General features: G+C 75.9%; 11 protein-coding genes and 1 pseudogene. 9 read left to right on the forward strand and 3 right to left on the reverse strand.

What is annotated here, in order from left to right; translation table 11 throughout:
- Together ADL08_RS04040 and ADL08_RS04045 are read left to right on the forward strand one after the other, a co-directional pair.
- Window positions 1-1,496 (forward strand): annotated as a pseudogene (locus tag ADL08_RS04040) (AfsR family transcriptional regulator); the annotation flags it as partial.
- A 98-nt stretch (window positions 1,497-1,594) separates the two neighbouring features.
- Complete coding sequence (locus ADL08_RS04045) at window positions 1,595-1,795, forward strand: hypothetical protein (protein ID WP_053640636.1); 201 nt, start codon at window positions 1,595-1,597, stop codon at window positions 1,793-1,795.
- A gap of 274 nt (window positions 1,796-2,069) precedes the next feature.
- Here ADL08_RS04045 and ADL08_RS04050 read toward each other — a convergent pair whose 3' ends face one another.
- Window positions 2,070-2,645: a rhodanese-like domain-containing protein gene (locus ADL08_RS04050; protein WP_053640637.1), complete on the reverse strand. Its 576-nt coding sequence runs from the start codon at window positions 2,643-2,645 to the stop codon at window positions 2,070-2,072.
- A 412-nt stretch (window positions 2,646-3,057) separates the two neighbouring features.
- Between ADL08_RS04050 and ADL08_RS04060 the strand changes: the two genes are divergently transcribed.
- Entirely contained in the window at window positions 3,058-3,825 is a 768-nt protein-coding gene (locus ADL08_RS04060) for an HAD family hydrolase (protein WP_053640639.1), read from the forward strand.
- 34 nt (window positions 3,826-3,859) lie between these two features.
- Window positions 3,860-6,250, forward strand: coding sequence for a glycoside hydrolase family 65 protein (locus ADL08_RS04065; RefSeq protein ID WP_053640640.1), 2,391 nt, complete (start codon window positions 3,860-3,862; stop codon window positions 6,248-6,250).
- On the opposite strand, the gene ADL08_RS04070 is transcribed toward ADL08_RS04065, so the two are convergent.
- A complete protein-coding gene (locus ADL08_RS04070; RefSeq protein WP_053640641.1) occupies window positions 6,240-8,648 on the reverse strand; it encodes a phosphoketolase in 2,409 nt (802 codons plus the stop codon). The genes ADL08_RS04065 and ADL08_RS04070 overlap by 11 nt on opposite strands.
- Before the next feature lie 389 nt (window positions 8,649-9,037).
- Between ADL08_RS04070 and ADL08_RS04075 the strand changes: the two genes are divergently transcribed.
- Window positions 9,038-10,015, forward strand: a complete 978-nt coding sequence (locus ADL08_RS04075) for a TerC family protein (RefSeq protein ID WP_053640642.1) — start codon at window positions 9,038-9,040, stop codon at window positions 10,013-10,015.
- Between the two features lie 97 nt (window positions 10,016-10,112).
- Window positions 10,113-10,307, forward strand: coding sequence for a hypothetical protein (locus ADL08_RS04080; RefSeq protein WP_053640643.1), 195 nt, complete (start codon window positions 10,113-10,115; stop codon window positions 10,305-10,307).
- Between the two features lie 21 nt (window positions 10,308-10,328).
- Here the strand turns inward: ADL08_RS04080 and ADL08_RS04085 are convergent, their stop codons facing one another.
- Window positions 10,329-11,597 (reverse strand): MFS transporter, encoded by a 1,269-nt coding sequence (locus ADL08_RS04085; RefSeq protein WP_053640644.1) that lies wholly within the window; start codon window positions 11,595-11,597, stop codon window positions 10,329-10,331.
- A gap of 130 nt (window positions 11,598-11,727) precedes the next feature.
- On the opposite strand from ADL08_RS04085, the gene ADL08_RS04090 reads away from it, so the two are divergent.
- The 3 genes from ADL08_RS04090 (at window position 11,728) to ADL08_RS04100 (ending at window position 15,625) form a co-directional block, all read left to right on the forward strand.
- A complete protein-coding gene (locus tag ADL08_RS04090; protein WP_053640645.1) occupies window positions 11,728-12,270 on the forward strand; it encodes a CGNR zinc finger domain-containing protein in 543 nt (180 codons plus the stop codon).
- 224 nt (window positions 12,271-12,494) lie between these two features.
- A complete protein-coding gene (locus ADL08_RS04095) occupies window positions 12,495-13,409 on the forward strand; it encodes an oxygenase MpaB family protein (RefSeq protein ID WP_053640646.1) in 915 nt (304 codons plus the stop codon).
- Complete coding sequence (locus ADL08_RS04100) at window positions 13,391-15,625, forward strand: serine/threonine-protein kinase (protein ID WP_053640647.1); 2,235 nt, start codon at window positions 13,391-13,393, stop codon at window positions 15,623-15,625. The genes ADL08_RS04095 and ADL08_RS04100 overlap by 19 nt, the downstream gene beginning before the upstream one ends.
- The last annotated feature ends 70 nt before the right edge of the window (window positions 15,626-15,695 follow it).

Below are 15,695 nucleotides of genomic sequence, written 5' to 3' on the forward strand. Positions count from 1 at the left end.
AGGTGGAGCGGCGGCACCTGGCGTACTACCGGGAGCTGGCGCGCCGGACCGATCCGGAGCTGCGGGGGCCGGGGCAGGTCGCCGCCATCGCCCGCTTCGAACGGGAGCACGACAACCTGCGCGGCGCCCTGCGGGCCGCCGTGGCGCTCGGCGACGAGCAGGAGGTGCTCTGCCTCGTCCACTGCCTCAGCTGGTTCTGGCAGCTGCGCAACCACCAGGTCGACGCCCGCACCTGGGCCGCCGAGGCCGCACGCCTGGGACCCGACCCGTTCGAGGAGCCCGTCCGGCCCGCGCGGCCGTTCGACGGGCGGTGCGCCGACGTGCCGCCGCCGTGGACCGGCGAACGCCTCCGGGAGGCCCGGCGCGGCGGCCGGCTGTACGCGCTCGCCACCGAGGGCGGCGCGGGTGCCACCGTCCTCGAACGCCCGGGGACCCGCGCCCGGCTCTCCGCCCTCGTCTCCGCGTACCGTCCCGGCCTGCCGCAGACCTGCCGGCAGCCGGGCACCATGTGGTACTTCGCCCGCCTGATGACCGGAGAGCTCACCAGCCTCGACGAGACCCTCACCGAGATCGTCGGCGCCTGCCGCGACCAGGGCCCCGGCTGGGACCTGGGCTTCGCCCTCCTCATGCGCGCCAAGCTCGCCGGCCGCGAGGCCGACGCCGAGGAGGCGCTCGCCCTCTTCGAGGCCGCCGGGGACGCCTGGGGGATCGCGGAGTCCCTCGCCGCCCGGGGAGAGGCCTACGAGCAGACCGGCAGGCTCGCCGAGGCCGCCGCCGACTTCGAGCGGGCCACGGAGGCCGCCGCCCGTGTCGGCGCGCGCTCCCAGGTGCCCGTCTTCACCGCGCGCCTGGCCGCCGTACGGCTCCGGCTCCGGCCCGGGGGCGACCCGGCGGCCGAACGGCTCCTGGTCGAGGCCGCGAACGAGGCGGGGGAGCGGGGCGCCGAGGCCGCCGGCGCCGGCCGGATGCTGCTCGTCCAGCACTACGGCCACACCGGACGCACCGGGCTCGCCCGCGCCCAGCTCACCCTCCTGGAGGGCGAGTTCGGGGAGGTCACCCCGTCGCTCTTCTGGGGCCTGGCCGGCGGGACGTGGGCGTGGCTCGACTGCCTGGACGGCGCCTACGACCGGGCCCTCGAACGGCTGGCCCGCGCCGTCGTGGACGTGGAGACCCTCGCCCACCTGGTCGCCCCGCACCTCGTCGTCGCCCAGTTCGGGACCGCCGCGTGGGCCCGCGGCGGGCGGGGCGGCCCGGGCGACGCCGAGACCGGGGCCCGGCTCCTCGGCGCGTACGACGCCCACGCGGGCCCCGGCAGCGGCGGCTTCCGTCCCTTCACCTCGCAGACGGAGAGCCTGATCCGCACCCGCGCGGAGGCGGCCCTGCGCGCGGCCCTCGCCCCGGAGGCGTACGCCCGCCACCACGAGGAGGGGGCCGCCCTGTCCCCGAGGGCCGCCGCCGACCTCGTACGACGGCCCCGGGAGGCCCCGGACGCCTGACCGCCGGCCCGGACGCACGGCCCTCCTCCGGCCCCGGATGCGTTCTCGCCGACCGGACACCACAATGGCCAGTGCCGGACGAACACGTAGGAGGCGGCATGAACGCTGAGCCCGACAAGACGTCCCCGGGGGACTTCCCGACGCCCGACCGGCTGCTGCACGCCGGATCGGAGGGGGAGTTCACGGCGGAGGACCTGGTCCTCGCCTCCGGCCGTGACGTGACCCCGAAGAACCTCGCCTGGGCGGAACGCCGGATGGCGGAGAAGGGGCGCGCTTCCATGGACGAGCTCCTGCCCTAGGGGGTGTCCGGAAGGTCCTGTGCAGTGTCCGCGGTGTCCGGTGCGTGCGGTCGGCACGCCGGGGGGAAGCGCTCGTACTGGGCGTACTCGGGCTTTCGCCCGGTGTGGCGAGAGTGCGTGCCGGGCGCCGTGGGCGCCGTGCGGGACCTTCCGGACACCCCCTAAGGCCGTTTCCCCCGGCCCCGGCCCGTACGGACCCCGCTCCGGGCCGGGGCCGGGGTGCGTCCGGGGGAGGCTCGCGGCGGCCGGACCGGGCGCCCCCGGCCCCGTGGCCTCAGCGGCCGCGCAGTGCGGCGAGGGTCGCTTCGAGGTCGGCGGGACGGGAGCGGTTGTGGGGCAGCTTGCCGAGCACGGCGGCCATGCCGCAGGTGTCGGTCACGGCGGAGAGGACGAGACCGGCGGCGATGCCCGCGGAGAGCAGCTGGAAGGCCGGGTGGACGAGCAGGCCGAGGAGCAGCCCGAGGAGGACGACGGCGCCGGCGGTGAGGCGGACCTGCCGCTCCATGGCCCAGGAGGCGCGCGGGCCGCCCTCCGGGCGGTGCAGGTCGTGGCCCCCGGCGGCCCAGGCGCCGGTGCCGCCGGCGAGCGTGGCGGCGGTGACGCCGTGCGCGGCGAGGGTCCGGCAGGCGTTCTCCGAGCGGGCGCCGGAGGCGCAGACCACCAGGACCTCCCCGCGGTCGGCGGCCCCGCGGATCTCGGGCAGGGCGTCCTCGATCCGGTCCAGGGGGACGCTGAGCGCGCCGGGCAGGTGGCCGCTCGCGAACTCGCCCGGGGTGCGCACGTCGATCACGGTCAGCTCGTGCAGGCGGGTGCGCGCCTCGTCGGTGCCGAGGGCGGTGGGCGTGGTCATGGGGGAGGTGGTTCCTTGTCTGTCGGCGGGGCCCGCGCGGGCGGAGCCATTTTACCCCCGGGGGTATTGCGGGAGTGTTGCCGGAGTGTGTGGCGGTGCCGGCCTCGTCCAGGGAGGCTCCGCCCCGGCGGCGACGGAACCCGTGCCGCGGGCCGGTTCCGGTTGCGGCGGCGCGGCTTCGCGGAACCCTGGAAGGAACCACGGTCGGACCCGGACGGAGAAGGAACGGGAAGTGGGTGGGCAGCATGGAGGCCGCCGTCTTTCAGGGGCCGGGCGCCGTCGCCCGGCGGCACGTCCCCGGTTCGGGCGCCGGGGATCCCGGGGACCGGGTCCTGATCCCGTGCGTCACGGCCCGCGGCCGCTGCCGCCTCCGCCGCGAAGGGGACCGGATCCCCGGCCCCCCGGCCGCCGCATGAGCGGGCGCCGCGAGGGCCCTCCGCCGCCCCGGGCCGTCGTCCTCGACACCGACGGCGTCCTCCTCGACTCCGCCACCGCGCACGCGGCGGCGTGGAAGACCGCGTTCGACGCCTGCCTCGCCGGACGGGCGACCGGCGACGCGGCGCCGTTCGACGCGGACGCCGAGTACCGCCGCTTCGTCGACGGCAGGTCGCGCCACGACGGGGCGGAGGCGTTCCTGACCGCCCGCGGCATCCGCCTCCCGCCCGGAAGCCCCGGCGACCCGCCCGGCCGCGACACCGTGTGGGCGGTCGCGGCCCGCAAGGAGGCGGAGTTCCGGAAAGCCCTGGCCGCCGGGGCGGTCGCCGCCTTCCCCGACGCGGCGGAGGCGCTCACGGCCCTGCGCGCGCTCCGCGTCCCGTGCGCCGCCGTCTCGGCGTCCCGCCACGCCCGGACGCTCCTCGCGGACACCGGCCTCGACCGGCTCCTCGCGGACGTCGTGGACGGCGTGGACGCCGCCCGGCTCGCCCTCCCCGGAAAGCCGGACCCGGCGCTCTTCCTCCACGCGGCCGCCCGCCTGGGCACCCGCCCCGGCGACACCGCCGTGGTCGAGGACGCGCTCGCCGGGGTACGGGCGGCCCGCCGGGGCGGCTTCGACCCCGTCGTCGGCCTCGACCGCGCACCGAACGGGCGCGGCACGGCCGCCCTGCGCGAGGAGGGCGCCGACACGGTGGTCCCCGACCTCGTGACGCTGGTCCGGGAGACGTGGGGCGGGCGGCCGTGACCACGCCGGTACGCGGGACGCGGGCCGGGCGGCCATGACCACGGACTGGACGTGGACCTACGACCGCTACGACCCGGCGCGCGAGCGGCTCGTCGAGTCGCTCTGCACGCTCGGCAACGGCAGGTTCGCCACCCGGGGCTCCGCACCCGAGTGTCCGGCGGGGCCCGTCCACTACCCGGGCACCTACCTGGCCGGCTGCTACGACCGGCGCACCTCGGCCGTCGCCGGCCGGCGGGTCGAGAACGAGGACATGGTCAACCTCCCCGACTGGACGCGCCTGCGCTACCGCTGCCTCCCGGACGGCGGGCCGCCCGGCCCCTGGCTGACGCCCGACTCCCCGGACCTGCGCCACTACGGCGTACGGCTCGACCTGCGGGCGGGGACGCTCGTCCGGCACCTGTTCTTCCGGGACGCGGACGGGCGCGGACTGCGCGTCGGCCACACCCGGATCGTGCACATGGGGGACCCCCGCCTCGCGGCCCAGCGCAGCACGTTCCGCGCCTACGGCTGGACCGGCGCCGTCGAGGTGGAGTCCGTCCTCGACGGCGCGGTCGTCAACGCGGGGGTGGAGCGGTACCGGAAGCTGGAGGGCCGCCACCTCACGGACCACCGGAGCGGATTCGCGTCCGGCGGGACCGCCTGGCTCTCCTGCCGCACCGCCGACCCGGACCTCCGCCTCGCCCTGGCCGTCCGCACGGACACCCGCCCCGAGACGCCCGCCGGGGGGACGGCCACGCCGACCGGCACCGTCCGGACGTACCGTCTGCCGGTCGGCCCCCGCCGCCCGGCGACGCTGGTGAAGACCCTGGCCCTGCGCACCTCGGCGGACCGGCCGGACGGCGACCCGCGCACGGAGGCCTGCCACGACGTCGCCCGGGCGCCCGCCTTCCCCCGGCTCCTGGCCACCCAGGAGGCGTCCTGGCGGAGCCTCTGGGAGCAGGGCGAGCTGCACGTCCCCGGGGAGGTGGGCCGCATCCTGCGCCTCCACCTGTTCCACCTGCTCCAGACGCTCTCCCCGCACACGGCGGAGCTCGACGTCGGCGTCCCCGCCCGGGGGCTGCACGGCGAGGCGTACCGGGGACACGTCTTCTGGGACGAGCTGTTCGTCCTGCCCCATCTGAACCTCCACTTCCCCGAAGTGGCCCGGGCCCTGCTCCTGTACCGCCACCGGCGGCTCCCGGCCGCCCGCGCGGCGGCGCGCCGGATCGGCGCCGCGGGCGCCGTCTACCCGTGGCAGAGCGCGAGCTCGGGCCGGGAGGAGACCCAGCAGCTGCACCTCAACCCCCGCTCGGGGCGCTGGCTCCCCGACCGCTCGCACCTCCAGCGCCACGTGGGCTCGGCCGTCGCGTACAACGTGTGGCGGTACGCGCAGGCCACCGGCGACCGGGGTTTCCTGCACGCCGAGGGGGCCGAGACGCTGCTGGAGATCGCCCGCCACTGGGCCGGCGCCGCCGACTTCGACCCGGCCCTGGGGCGCTACCGGATCCGCGGGATCATGGGCCCCGACGAGTACCACGACGGCTACCCCGACGCCTCGGTCCCGGGCATCGACGACAACGCCTACACCAACGCGACCGCCGCCTGGGTCCTGGCGCGCGGCCTCGACCTCCTGGCCGAACTGCCCGGCGCCCGCCGGGCGGAGCTGACGGAGGAGCTGTCGCTCGACGACGAGGAGCTGTCCCGGTGGGAGGACGTCTCCCGCCGCCTCCACATCCCGTTCCACCGAGGAGTGATCAGCCAGTTCGAGGGCTACGGCGACCTGGCCGAGCTCGACTGGGAGGCGTACCGGGCGCGGTACGGCGACATCCGCAGGCTCGACCGGATCCTGGAGGCGGAGGGCGACACGGTCAACCGCTACCAGGCCTCCAAGCAGGCCGACACGCTCATGCTCGGGTACCTCTTCCGGCCCGCCGAGCTGTACGGCCTCCTCGCCCGGCTCGGCCACCGCCTCGACGACGACGTCTGGCGCGCCACCGTCGCGTACCACCTGCGGCGCACCAGCCACGGCTCGACGCTCAGCAGCCTCGTCCACGGCTGGGTGATCGCCCGGCAGAAGGGCGCCGACGCCTGGCGGTACTGCGAGGAGGCCCTGCTCGGCGACGTGGCCGACCTGCAGGGCGGGACGACCGGCGAGGGCATCCACCTGGGGGCGATGGCGGGCACGGTCGACCTCGTGGAGCGCGGGATCACGGGCCTGGAGGCCGGCCCGGAGGGGCTCCGCGTGGAACCGGTGGCCCTGGCGCAGATCCCCCGGTTCGCCTTCACGATCTGCCTCCACGGCCACCGGGGAGTACGCGTGCGCGTGCTCCCCGGACGACTGGCCGTCCGCGTGCCCGCCTCGTCCCGGAACTCGCTCGCCGTCGCCCTGCCGGGCGAGCGCCGGTACGTCCTCGCGCCGGGGGAGGAACGCTGGTTCAGGCTGTGAGCCCCGGACCGCCGGCCCCCGTCCAGGTCCAGTCGGCGACCTCGGGCATGTCGGTGCCGTGCTCCCGGATCCAGGAGTGGTGGCGGGTCCGGGCGTCCGCCATGGCCTGCCGCACCCCCACGGCCCGCACGCCCAGACCGGGCACGCGGTCGATGACGTCCATCACCAGGCGGTAGCGGTCGAGGTCGTTGCGCACGACCATGTCGAAGGGGGTCGTGGTGGTGCCCATCTCCTTGTAGCCCCGCACGTGCAGGTTCGCGTGCCCGGTCCGGCGGTAGGCCAGCCGGTGCACCAGCCAGGGGTAGCCGTGGTAGCCGAAGACCACCGGCCGGTCCGTGGTGAACAGCGCGTCGTACTCCCCGTCGGTCATGCCGTGCGGGTGCTCCTCGTGGGGCATGAGCCGCGTCATGTCGACCACGTTCACCACCCGGACCGTCAGGTCGGGCAGGTGGAGCCGCAGCAGGCTCGCCGCCGCCAGCACCTCCTGGGTCGGCACGTCACCGGCGCAGGCGAGGACCACGTCCGGCTCGCGCGTGCCGTCCTCGGTGCCCGCCCACTCCCACACCCCGGCGCCCCGGGCGCAGTGGGCGCGGGCCTCCTCCAGGGAGAGCCAGTCGAAGCAGGGCTGCTTGCCGGCGACGATCACGTTGACGTAGTCGCGGCTGCGCAGCGCGTGGTCGGCGACGGACAGCAGGGTGTTGGCGTCCGGCGGCAGGTAGACGCGGACGACCTCGGGGCTCTTGTTGAGCACGTGGTCCACGAAGCCCGGGTCCTGGTGCGAGAAGCCGTTGTGGTCCTGCCGCCACACGTGCGAGGTCAGCAGGTAGTTGAGCGAGGCGATCGGCGCCCGCCACGGCAGGGCGCGCGAGGCCCGCAGCCACTTGATGTGCTGGTTGACCATGGAGTCGACGATGTGGACGAACGCCTCGTAGCAGGAGAAGAGCCCGTGGCGGCCGGTGAGCAGGTACCCCTCCAGCCAGCCCTGACAGGTGTGCTCGGAGAGGATCTCCATCACGCGCCCGTGCCGGTCGAGGTGCTCGTCGGTCTTCAGGAGCGGTTCCTGCCAGGCCTTGCCGCTGGCCCCGTACACCGCCTGGAGGCGGTTCGACGCCGTCTCGTCGGGGCCGACGAGCCGGAAGTCGCGCCGGTCGGCGGTGGCGGCCATGACGGCCTCCAGGAGGTCCCCGAGGACACCGGTCGGCTCGTGCTGGGTGGCGCCCGGCTCCTCCACCGGCACGGCGAAGCGCTCCAGGGGCGGTACGGGCAGGTCCCGCCGCAGCAGGCCGCCGTTGGCGTGCGGGGTGGCGCCGAGGCGGCGCTCGCCGTCCGGCACGCAGGCCAGCACCCGCGCGGACGGCGTGCCGTCGTCGCCGAACAGCTCCTCGGGGCGGTACGAGCGCAGCCACGCCTCCAGCTGTGCGCGGTGCTCCGCGTTCTCCCGCACGCCCGGCAGGGGCACCTGGTGGGCGCGCCAGGTGCCCTCGACGGGCAGCCCGTCGACCTCCTCCGGGCCGGTCCAGCCCTTCGGGGTGCGCAGGACGATCACCGGCCACCTCGGCCGCTCGGCGGACCCGCCGTCGCGGGCCCCGCGCTGGATGTCCCGGACGCGGTCGAGGGCCGTGTCCATCGCCTCCGCCATCGCGCGGTGCACCCGGCGCGGGTCGTCGCCCGTCACGTACAGGGGGTCGTGGCCGTAGCCCCGCAGGAGCTCGTCGAGCTCCTTCTCGGGGAGCCGCGCGAGCACGGTGGGGTTCGCGATCTTGTAGCCGTTGAGGTGGAGGACCGGCAGGACGGCCCCGTCGTGGACGGGGTCGAGGAACTTGTTCGCGTGCCAGGACGCGGCGAGCGGCCCCGTCTCCGCCTCGCCGTCGCCGATGACGCAGGCCACCAGGAGGCCGGGGTTGTCGAGGGCGGCGCCGTACGCGTGCGAGAGGGAGTAGCCCAGCTCGCCGCCCTCGTGGATCGAGCCCGGCGTCTCGGGCGCCACGTGGCTCGGCACCCCGCCGGGGAAGGAGAACTGCCGGAACAGCCGGGCCATGCCCTCCTCGTCCCGGCTCACGTCCGGGTAGACCTCGCTGTAGCTGCCCTCCAGCCAGGAGTTGGCGAGCACGGCCGGACCGCCGTGCCCGGGCCCCCAGACGCACAGGGCGTCCAGGCCGCGGTTGCGGATCACCCGGTTGAGGTGGGTGTGCACGAGGTTGAGCCCCGGGGACGTGCCCCAGTGCCCGAGCAGCCGGGGCTTGATGTGCTCCGGCTCCAGGGGTTCGCGCAGCAGCGGGTTGTCCATCAGGTAGATCTGCCCGACGGCGAGGTAGTTGGCCGCCCGCCAGTGCGCGTCGAGCGCGTCGAGCTCCTCGTCGGTCAGGGGCGTGCCGTCCGAGCGCTTGTTCCTGCGCATGTCTCCTCCGTCGTATGAGTCGTATGAGTCGCATGGATCGTGTGGGCGGACGCGGACGCGGACGCGGTCGCCCGGCCGACCGGCCCCCGTGTTCCCGGAGCGCCTGCCCCGCGCGCCGTCCCGGACACGCCCCTCCCGGACCCGGGCGCGCCCCTCGCGCGTCCTTCGGTGCGGCACGCCCCATGGTGGTGTGCGATCCGCCCGAAGACGGCGTGACACGGGACGGCGTGACCGGAAGAAGGGCCGGACGGGCCACGGAGAGGGAGCCCGCGGGCCGGAGCGACGGCCCGGAACCGGCCCCGCGGCGCCCCTTCCGCGGTGCCGTTCACGGCCGGGAGGCGCAGACTCGGGTGTAAGGACCTGTCCGGGCGGACCCCTGTGAGGTCTACGTGCTTGACGTGCCGTTCTGGCTCTGGGGGGCCTTCGCCGCCACGGTGGTCGTGTCGCTCACGGTCGACCTGCTGGCCCACCGCCGCGAGCACGTCATCGGGTTCAAGGAGGCGGCCGCCTGGAGCGGACTGTGGGTGGGGCTCGCCCTCGTCTTCGGCGCGGTCGTCTTCCTCGTCCTCGGCGGGACGGCCGGCACCGAGTACACCACCGCCTGGCTCCTGGAGAAGAGCCTGTCGGTCGACAACCTCTTCGTGTTCGCCCTGGTCTTCGCCTACTTCAAGGTGCCCCGCGCCTACCAGCACCGCGTGCTGTTCTTCGGCGTCATCGGGGCCCTGGTGTTCCGCGGGGTCTTCCTCGCCGCCGGCGTGGCGGTGGTCAGCCGGTTCACCGCCGTCCTGTTCGTCTTCGCGGCCGTGCTCTTCTACAGCACCTACAAGATCCTCAAGGGCGAGGACGAGGGCTTCGACCCGGGCAGGAGCCCGGCGGTCCGGCTGCTGCGCAAGGTCGTCCCCGTGCGGGACGAGTACGCCGGGACGAGGTTCTTCGTCAAGGAGGCCGGCAAGCGCGTGGCGACCCCGCTGCTCGCGGTGGTCGCGGCGATCGAGGCCGCCGACCTGATCTTCGCCGTGGACAGCGTTCCCGCCGTGCTCGCGGTCAGCGACGACGCCTTCATCGTCTACACCAGCAACGCCTTCGCCATCCTGGGCCTGCGCGCCCTGTACTTCATGCTCTCGGGACTCCTCGACCGCTTCCACTACCTGAGCAAGGGCCTGGCGGTCATCCTCGCCTTCATCGGCGTCAAACTCGTCCTCCAGGCGTCCCACGAGCTCATCAGCACCTCCATACCGGAGATCCCCTCCCCGGTGAGCCTGGCCGTGATCGTCGTGGTCCTGGCGGCCTCCGTGACCCTGAGCCTGCTGCGCCCCGCCGAGGCGTCCGACGCCGGCCCGCGGGGCGATCCGCCCGACCGGGAGTGACGAGCGCAGGCGCAGAACGGTACATAAAAATGCAATGGGGCAGTAAAGGGACTTAAAGGTCTTCTCAAATCTTTTCCACGGTTCTACCGTGAGACGCATGACCAGCCACATGCGTGAGACCGAGCCGCGGGCCGAGCACGTCTGTCCGGTCTGCCGCCGCACCGTCCACAGCGAGATCACACGGCACAAGACCCTGGGGGTCTTCGTCCCGCTCTGGGGCCCGGGCCCGTGCCACAACCCCGACTGCGCCGCGTACGAGCCCGCGCGGCCCCGGCCGCGACCCCGCCCGTGACGCGGCGCGCGGGCCGACTCCTCAGCCGGCCCGGAAGGCCCGCAGGGCGGACGGGGTGACGTTCCTGAGGAACGGCAGCGGCGTCACCGCGACGGCCAGCGCGAAGACGCCGAAGGCGAGCCGCATGCCGCCCCACTCGGCCAGCAGGCCGACCAGGGCCGCGCCCAGCGGCATGGCGCCGAAGCTGAAGAGCCGGGCCGCCGCGTTGTAGCGGCCGAGCATCTCGTCGGGGACCGCGCGCTGGGTGAGGGTGCGGGCGTTGACCGTCCAGAGCGTGCCGCCCATGCCGCCGAGGAAGGCCCCGGCCGCCACCGCCCGGATGTCGGTGGTCAGGGCCGGCAGGGCCACCATCAGGGCGGTGCCGGCCAGGTCGGCGAACATCGCCCAGCGCGCGCCGAGCAGCCGGTTCACCGGAGCGACGGCCATCGCGCCGACGAGCCCGCCGACGCCGAGGGCGCTGAGCACGATGCCGTACTCCCGGGGTCCGAGCTCCATGGCCTGCCGGGCGTAGAGCGGCATGAGCGCCAGCCAGGCGCCCCAGACGGCGGCGAGCACGGCGACGATCAGGGACAGCGTGCGCAGCACCCGGTCGCGCCACAGGAAGCGCATCCCCTCGGCGATCCGGGCGTTGACCGGGACGGCCACCGCGTCCGGGGCGGGCGCGGGGGCCCGGAAGCGGCCCACCAGGAGGAACAGGGCGAGGGCGGCGAGCGCGTACGCGACGGTCGTCGCCCCCAGGGCGAGCCCCGTCCCGGCGGCCAGCAGCAGCCCGCCGACGAAGGGTCCCGCGAACTCCTGGCCGACGGTCTCGGCCCCCACCATCCAGGCGTTGGCGCCCTCGCGCCGCTCCTCCGGCACCGCGGCCGGGACCAGGGCGGAGGCGGAGGTCGAGGCCAGGACGTCGGCGACGCCGAGGACCGCCCCGGCGGCGAGGAGCGTCCCGAGGGCGAGGCCGTCGCCCGCGGCGGAGGCGGTGAGCCAGGCCGTCGCCGCCAGCCGCGCCCCGTTCGCGCCCCAGAGCAGCAGCCGCCGGTCGAAGCGGTCGACGAGCACGCCGACGTGCAGGGCGACGAGCAGCCAGGGCAGCGTGAGGGTCAGCGAGACGGCGGTGACCTCGGCGGGGGAGCCGGTGAGCCGGGCGGCGAGCACCGGGAGGGCCATCTTCACCACCCCGTCGGCGAGGTTGGTGACGGCGGTGAAGCCGACCAGGACCGGGGTGTTGCGGCGGCGAGGGTCCGCCGGGCCCGACTCCTCGCCGGTCCTCGTCCCTCCGGGCAGCACGGTGACCATGATCCTCCCCTAACCATCAAACGCTTTAGCCGGTGAGACCACTCTGGCGTACGGCCGGTCGTCTCCGCAACCGTCTAAACGCTTGGCCGGTAGAGTGGGAAGGAAAGGGGACGGACGAAAGGAGCCCGCCGTGCTGGAACAGCCCGCCCCGGCCGTCCTCGTGGAGGCCTTCGCCAACACGGTCGACGTGGAGGAGGGGAGCGACGAGATCGCCACCCCGGCCGGACTCGCCGACTGGCTGGAGGGGCGCGGCCTGCTCGACGGCCCCGGCACGATCCCCGACGGGGTCCACCGGAGCTACCTGGCCCTGCGCGCCGGCATCCGCGAGGAGCTGGGGGCCCACGTCGGCGACGTCCCCGACCCCGACCTGCTCGCCGAGGCGGACCGGGTCCTCGCCGCGCACCCGGTGCGCGTCACGGCGCACGGCACCCTGAGCCCCTCGGCGGAACTGCCCCGGCAGCGCGCGCCGCTGGCGCTGCTCGCCATCGCGTGGAGCGAGCTCGTCGCGGCCGGGGACGCGGCCCGGCTCAAGCGCTGCGCGGAGCACACCTGCGGGTGGGCCTTCTGGGACGTGTCGAAGAACCGGAGCCGTCGCTGGTGCTCCATGCGGGTGTGCGGAAACCGCAACAAGTCCCGCGCCTACGCCTCCCGTCGGCGCGGGACGACGACCTGACGCCCGGCCCGTCCCGGCCCCGCCGTACGGCGGCGGCCCGGGCTCCGGCCCCCGCCGTACGGCGGCGGCCCGGGCTCCGGCCCCCGTCGTGCGGCAACGGCCCGCCGCCCCGTCACGCGGCAGCGGCCCGGCACCCCGCCACGAGGGGCCGCACGACCGCCGCCCCGTCATGAAGGGCCGCACGACCGGCGCTCCCACGGCCTTTCCGGCGTAGCCTGAACGCCATGAGGCAGGACGCCGACCCCGGGCTCTTCGGGCCCCGCTCCGTGACCTGGCAGCTGCACAGCGACCCGGTGATGTGGATCGCCGGCGTCCGGGCGCTCTGGCTCCAGGCGCTGCACCCCGTCGCCGTCCGCGGCGTCATGATCAACAGCAGTTTCCGGCAGGACCCCTGGGGCCGTCTCCTGCGGACCGCGGACTTCGTCGGGACCCTCAGCTACGGGACCACCGAGGCCGCGGAGGCGGCCGGCGCCCGCGTCCGCCGGATCCACCGGCGGCTCGGCGTGGACGACCCCGAGCTGCTGCTCTGGGTCCACTGCGCCGAGACCGACTCGTACCTCTCCGTCGCCCGCCGCTCCGGGATCCCGCTCACCGACGCCGGGGCGGACCGCTACGTCGGCGAACACCGGGCCGCCGCCCGGCTCGTCGGTCTCGACCCGGACGCCGTCCCGGCGTCCACCGCCGAACTCGCCGCCTACTTCGAGGCGGTGCGCCCCCGGCTCGCCGCCGGGCCCGACGCCCGCACCGTCGAGGCCTTCCTGCGCCGCCCGCCCGTCAAACCCGTCCTGGTCCCGGCGCGCGAAGTGATCTGGCGGCGCGTCACGGCACTCGCGTACGACACCCTGCCCCCGTACGCCCACGCCCTCTACGGACGGCCCGTCCCGCCCCCGGAGACCGTCACCCGCCGGCTCGTCGCCACGGCCCGCCTCCTGCGCCGCATCCCCTCCGGCCTGCGCTGGAGGCTGCCGCCCCGACACGTCCTGCGCGCCGTGGAGCGGCTCGGCCCGGAGACGCGACCCGACCCGAACGGGCACCCCGCCCCGTACCCACTGTCCGACCCGGCGGCCATACTGGACACACCGGAAAGGGCGCACGGAATCGACGGGGGCGGCGGCACGCGATGGGGGACTCCAGACTGATCCAGGGCCGGTACCGGCTGCACGAGGTCATCGGCCGCGGGGGCATGGGCGAGGTGTGGCACGCCACCGACGAGGCGCTCGGCCGCCGCGTCGCCGTGAAGTGCCTCAAGCCCCTGGGTCCGCAGCAGGACCCGCACGTCCGCGACGTGGTGCGCGAGCGCTTCCGGCGCGAGGCCCGGGTGGCCGCCGCGCTCCAGCACCGGGGCATCACCGTCGTGCACGACTTCGGCGAGTACGAGGGCGTGCTCTTCCTCGTCATGGAGCTCCTGGAGGGCCGCAACCTCAGCCAGCTCCTCGCGGCCAACGCCCAGAACCCGCTGCCCGTCCAGGACCTCGTCGAGATCACCGACCAGGTCGCCGACGCCCTCGCGTACACGCACCGCCAGGGCATCGTGCACCGCGACCTGAAGCCCGCGAACATCATGCGGCTGCGGGACGGCACGGTGAAGATCTGCGACTTCGGAATAGCGCGCCTCGGCGCAGACATGGGCTTCACCTCCAAGCTCACCGGGACCGGCATCGCCATGGGGACGCCCCACTACATGTCCCCGGAGCAGATCGGCGGCGGCGAGATCGACCACCGCAGCGACCTCTACTCGCTGGGATGCGTGCTGTACGAACTCGCCACCGGCGTCCCGCCCTTCGACCTCGGCGACTCCTGGGCGATCCTCATCGGCCACCGCGACACGGTGCCGAGTCCGCCGCGCGTCCACCGCGCCGAGCTGCCCGACTACTTCGACCGCCTCGTCGTCGACCTGCTCGCCAAGATCCCCGAGGAGCGGCCGGCCGACGCGGGGGACCTGCGCCGCCGGATCGTCTCGGGCCGCGCGGGCCCCTCCCCGTTCGCACCGCCGCCCGGCGTGCCCGCGCCGCCGCCCCTTCCGCCGACCCGGCCCGTGCCGGTGGACCCCGGGCCCGCGTCCGTCCTCGTCGCGCCCGCCTGGGCCCGCGCCCTGGTCGGCGGACACCGTCCGGCCGGGGCCGCCGACGGTCCGCGCCCGGCCGCCCACGACCCCGCCGCGGCCGTCCTCACCACCGAGTGGACCACCGCCGCGCCCGCCCCGGCCGCGCCCCCCGCGGAGCTGGTCGCGGTGCTCGCCGGCCGGTACCGGGCGGGGATGGGCCTCGGCAGGCTCGGCCGCTGGGACGAGGCCGAGGCGGTGCACCGGTCCGTCGCCGAGGACCGTTCGCGGGTCCTCGGCGCCGACCACCCCGACACCCTCGCCAGCCGCTACGAGGTCGGGTTCGCCCTCGCCCGCCTCGACCGCCCCGCCGACGCCCTGGACGTCTTCGACCGGGTCGCCCTGGCCCGCGCCCGCGTCCTCGGCGCCGACCACCCCGACACCCTCGCGGCGCGGCAGGAACGGGCGTACGCGCTCGGGCGCCTCGGACGGCACCCCGAGGCGTACGAGCTCTACGTCGAGGTGGTCGCCGCCCGCGAGCGCACCGTCGGCCCCGACCACCCCGACACCCTGCGCTGCCGCCACAACCTGGCGTTCACCCTCGGCCGCCTCGGGCGCCTGGAGGAGTCCTACCGCACGGCGCACGAGGTCGCCGAGGCGCGGGCCCGGCTGCTCGGCGCCGCCCACCCCGACACCCTCGCGACCCGCCACGAGGTCGCCCACGTCCTCGGGCGCCTGGGACGCGGAGAAGAGGCCCTCGCCCAGTACCGGGCGGTCGCCGAGGCCCGCGCCTCGGCCCTCGGCGCCGACCACCCGGAGACCCTCGCCGCCCGCTACGAGACCGGCGTCTTCCTCGGGCGGCTCGGCCAGGCGGCGGACGCCCTGGACGTCTGCCGCGACCTGGTCGCCGCCCGCACCCGCGCCCAGGGCGCCGACGGGCCCGAGACCCTGCGCGCCCGCCACGCCCTCGCCGTCAACCTCGGCCGGCTCGGGCGCTGGGAGGAGGCGCTCGCGGAGTCCCGGGACGTCCACGCCGCCCGGGAACGGGCCCTGGGCGCCGACCATCCGGACACCCTCCTCAGCCGCCGCGAGACCGCCGTCGCCCTCGGCCGGCTCGACCGCTGGGAGGAGGCCCTGGAGACCCACCGGGCCGTCGCCGCCGCCCGCACCCGGCTCCTGGGCCCCGCGCACCCCGACACCGTCGCCGCCCTGGAGGACGCGGCCCACTGCCTGGAGCGCCTCGGCCGCCCCGCCGAGGCCGCGGCCCTCCTCCTCGGAGCGGCCACCCCGCCACGGGGAGCGGCTCCCGCCTGACCGCCCCACGGAAGGGGACGGGCCCCGCCCCCGCGCCCTTCCCCACCCCCGCCCCGCGCCCTTCCCCACC

Source organism: Streptomyces sp. NRRL F-6492 (assembly GCF_001280125.1).
In the GTDB taxonomy this organism is placed as follows: domain Bacteria; phylum Actinomycetota; class Actinomycetes; order Streptomycetales; family Streptomycetaceae; genus Streptomyces.

What these genes read in the sequence shown, in the direction of transcription:
- ADL08_RS04045 (WP_053640636.1), top strand. Translation starts at nt 1,595, where the DNA reads ATGAACGCTGAGCCCGACAAGACGTCCCCGGGGGACTTCCCGACGCCC.
- ADL08_RS04050 (WP_053640637.1), bottom strand. Translation starts at nt 2,645, where the DNA reads ATGACCACGCCCACCGCCCTCGGCACCGACGAGGCGCGCACCCGCCTG.
- ADL08_RS04060 (WP_053640639.1), top strand. Translation starts at nt 3,058, where the DNA reads ATGAGCGGGCGCCGCGAGGGCCCTCCGCCGCCCCGGGCCGTCGTCCTC.
- ADL08_RS04065 (WP_053640640.1), top strand. Translation starts at nt 3,860, where the DNA reads ATGACCACGGACTGGACGTGGACCTACGACCGCTACGACCCGGCGCGC.
- ADL08_RS04070 (WP_053640641.1), bottom strand. Translation starts at nt 8,648, where the DNA reads ATGCGCAGGAACAAGCGCTCGGACGGCACGCCCCTGACCGACGAGGAG.
- ADL08_RS04080 (WP_053640643.1), top strand. Translation starts at nt 10,113, where the DNA reads ATGACCAGCCACATGCGTGAGACCGAGCCGCGGGCCGAGCACGTCTGT.
- ADL08_RS04085 (WP_053640644.1), bottom strand. Translation starts at nt 11,597, where the DNA reads ATGGTCACCGTGCTGCCCGGAGGGACGAGGACCGGCGAGGAGTCGGGC.
- ADL08_RS04095 (WP_053640646.1), top strand. Translation starts at nt 12,495, where the DNA reads ATGAGGCAGGACGCCGACCCCGGGCTCTTCGGGCCCCGCTCCGTGACC.
- ADL08_RS04100 (WP_053640647.1), top strand. Translation starts at nt 13,391, where the DNA reads ATGGGGGACTCCAGACTGATCCAGGGCCGGTACCGGCTGCACGAGGTC.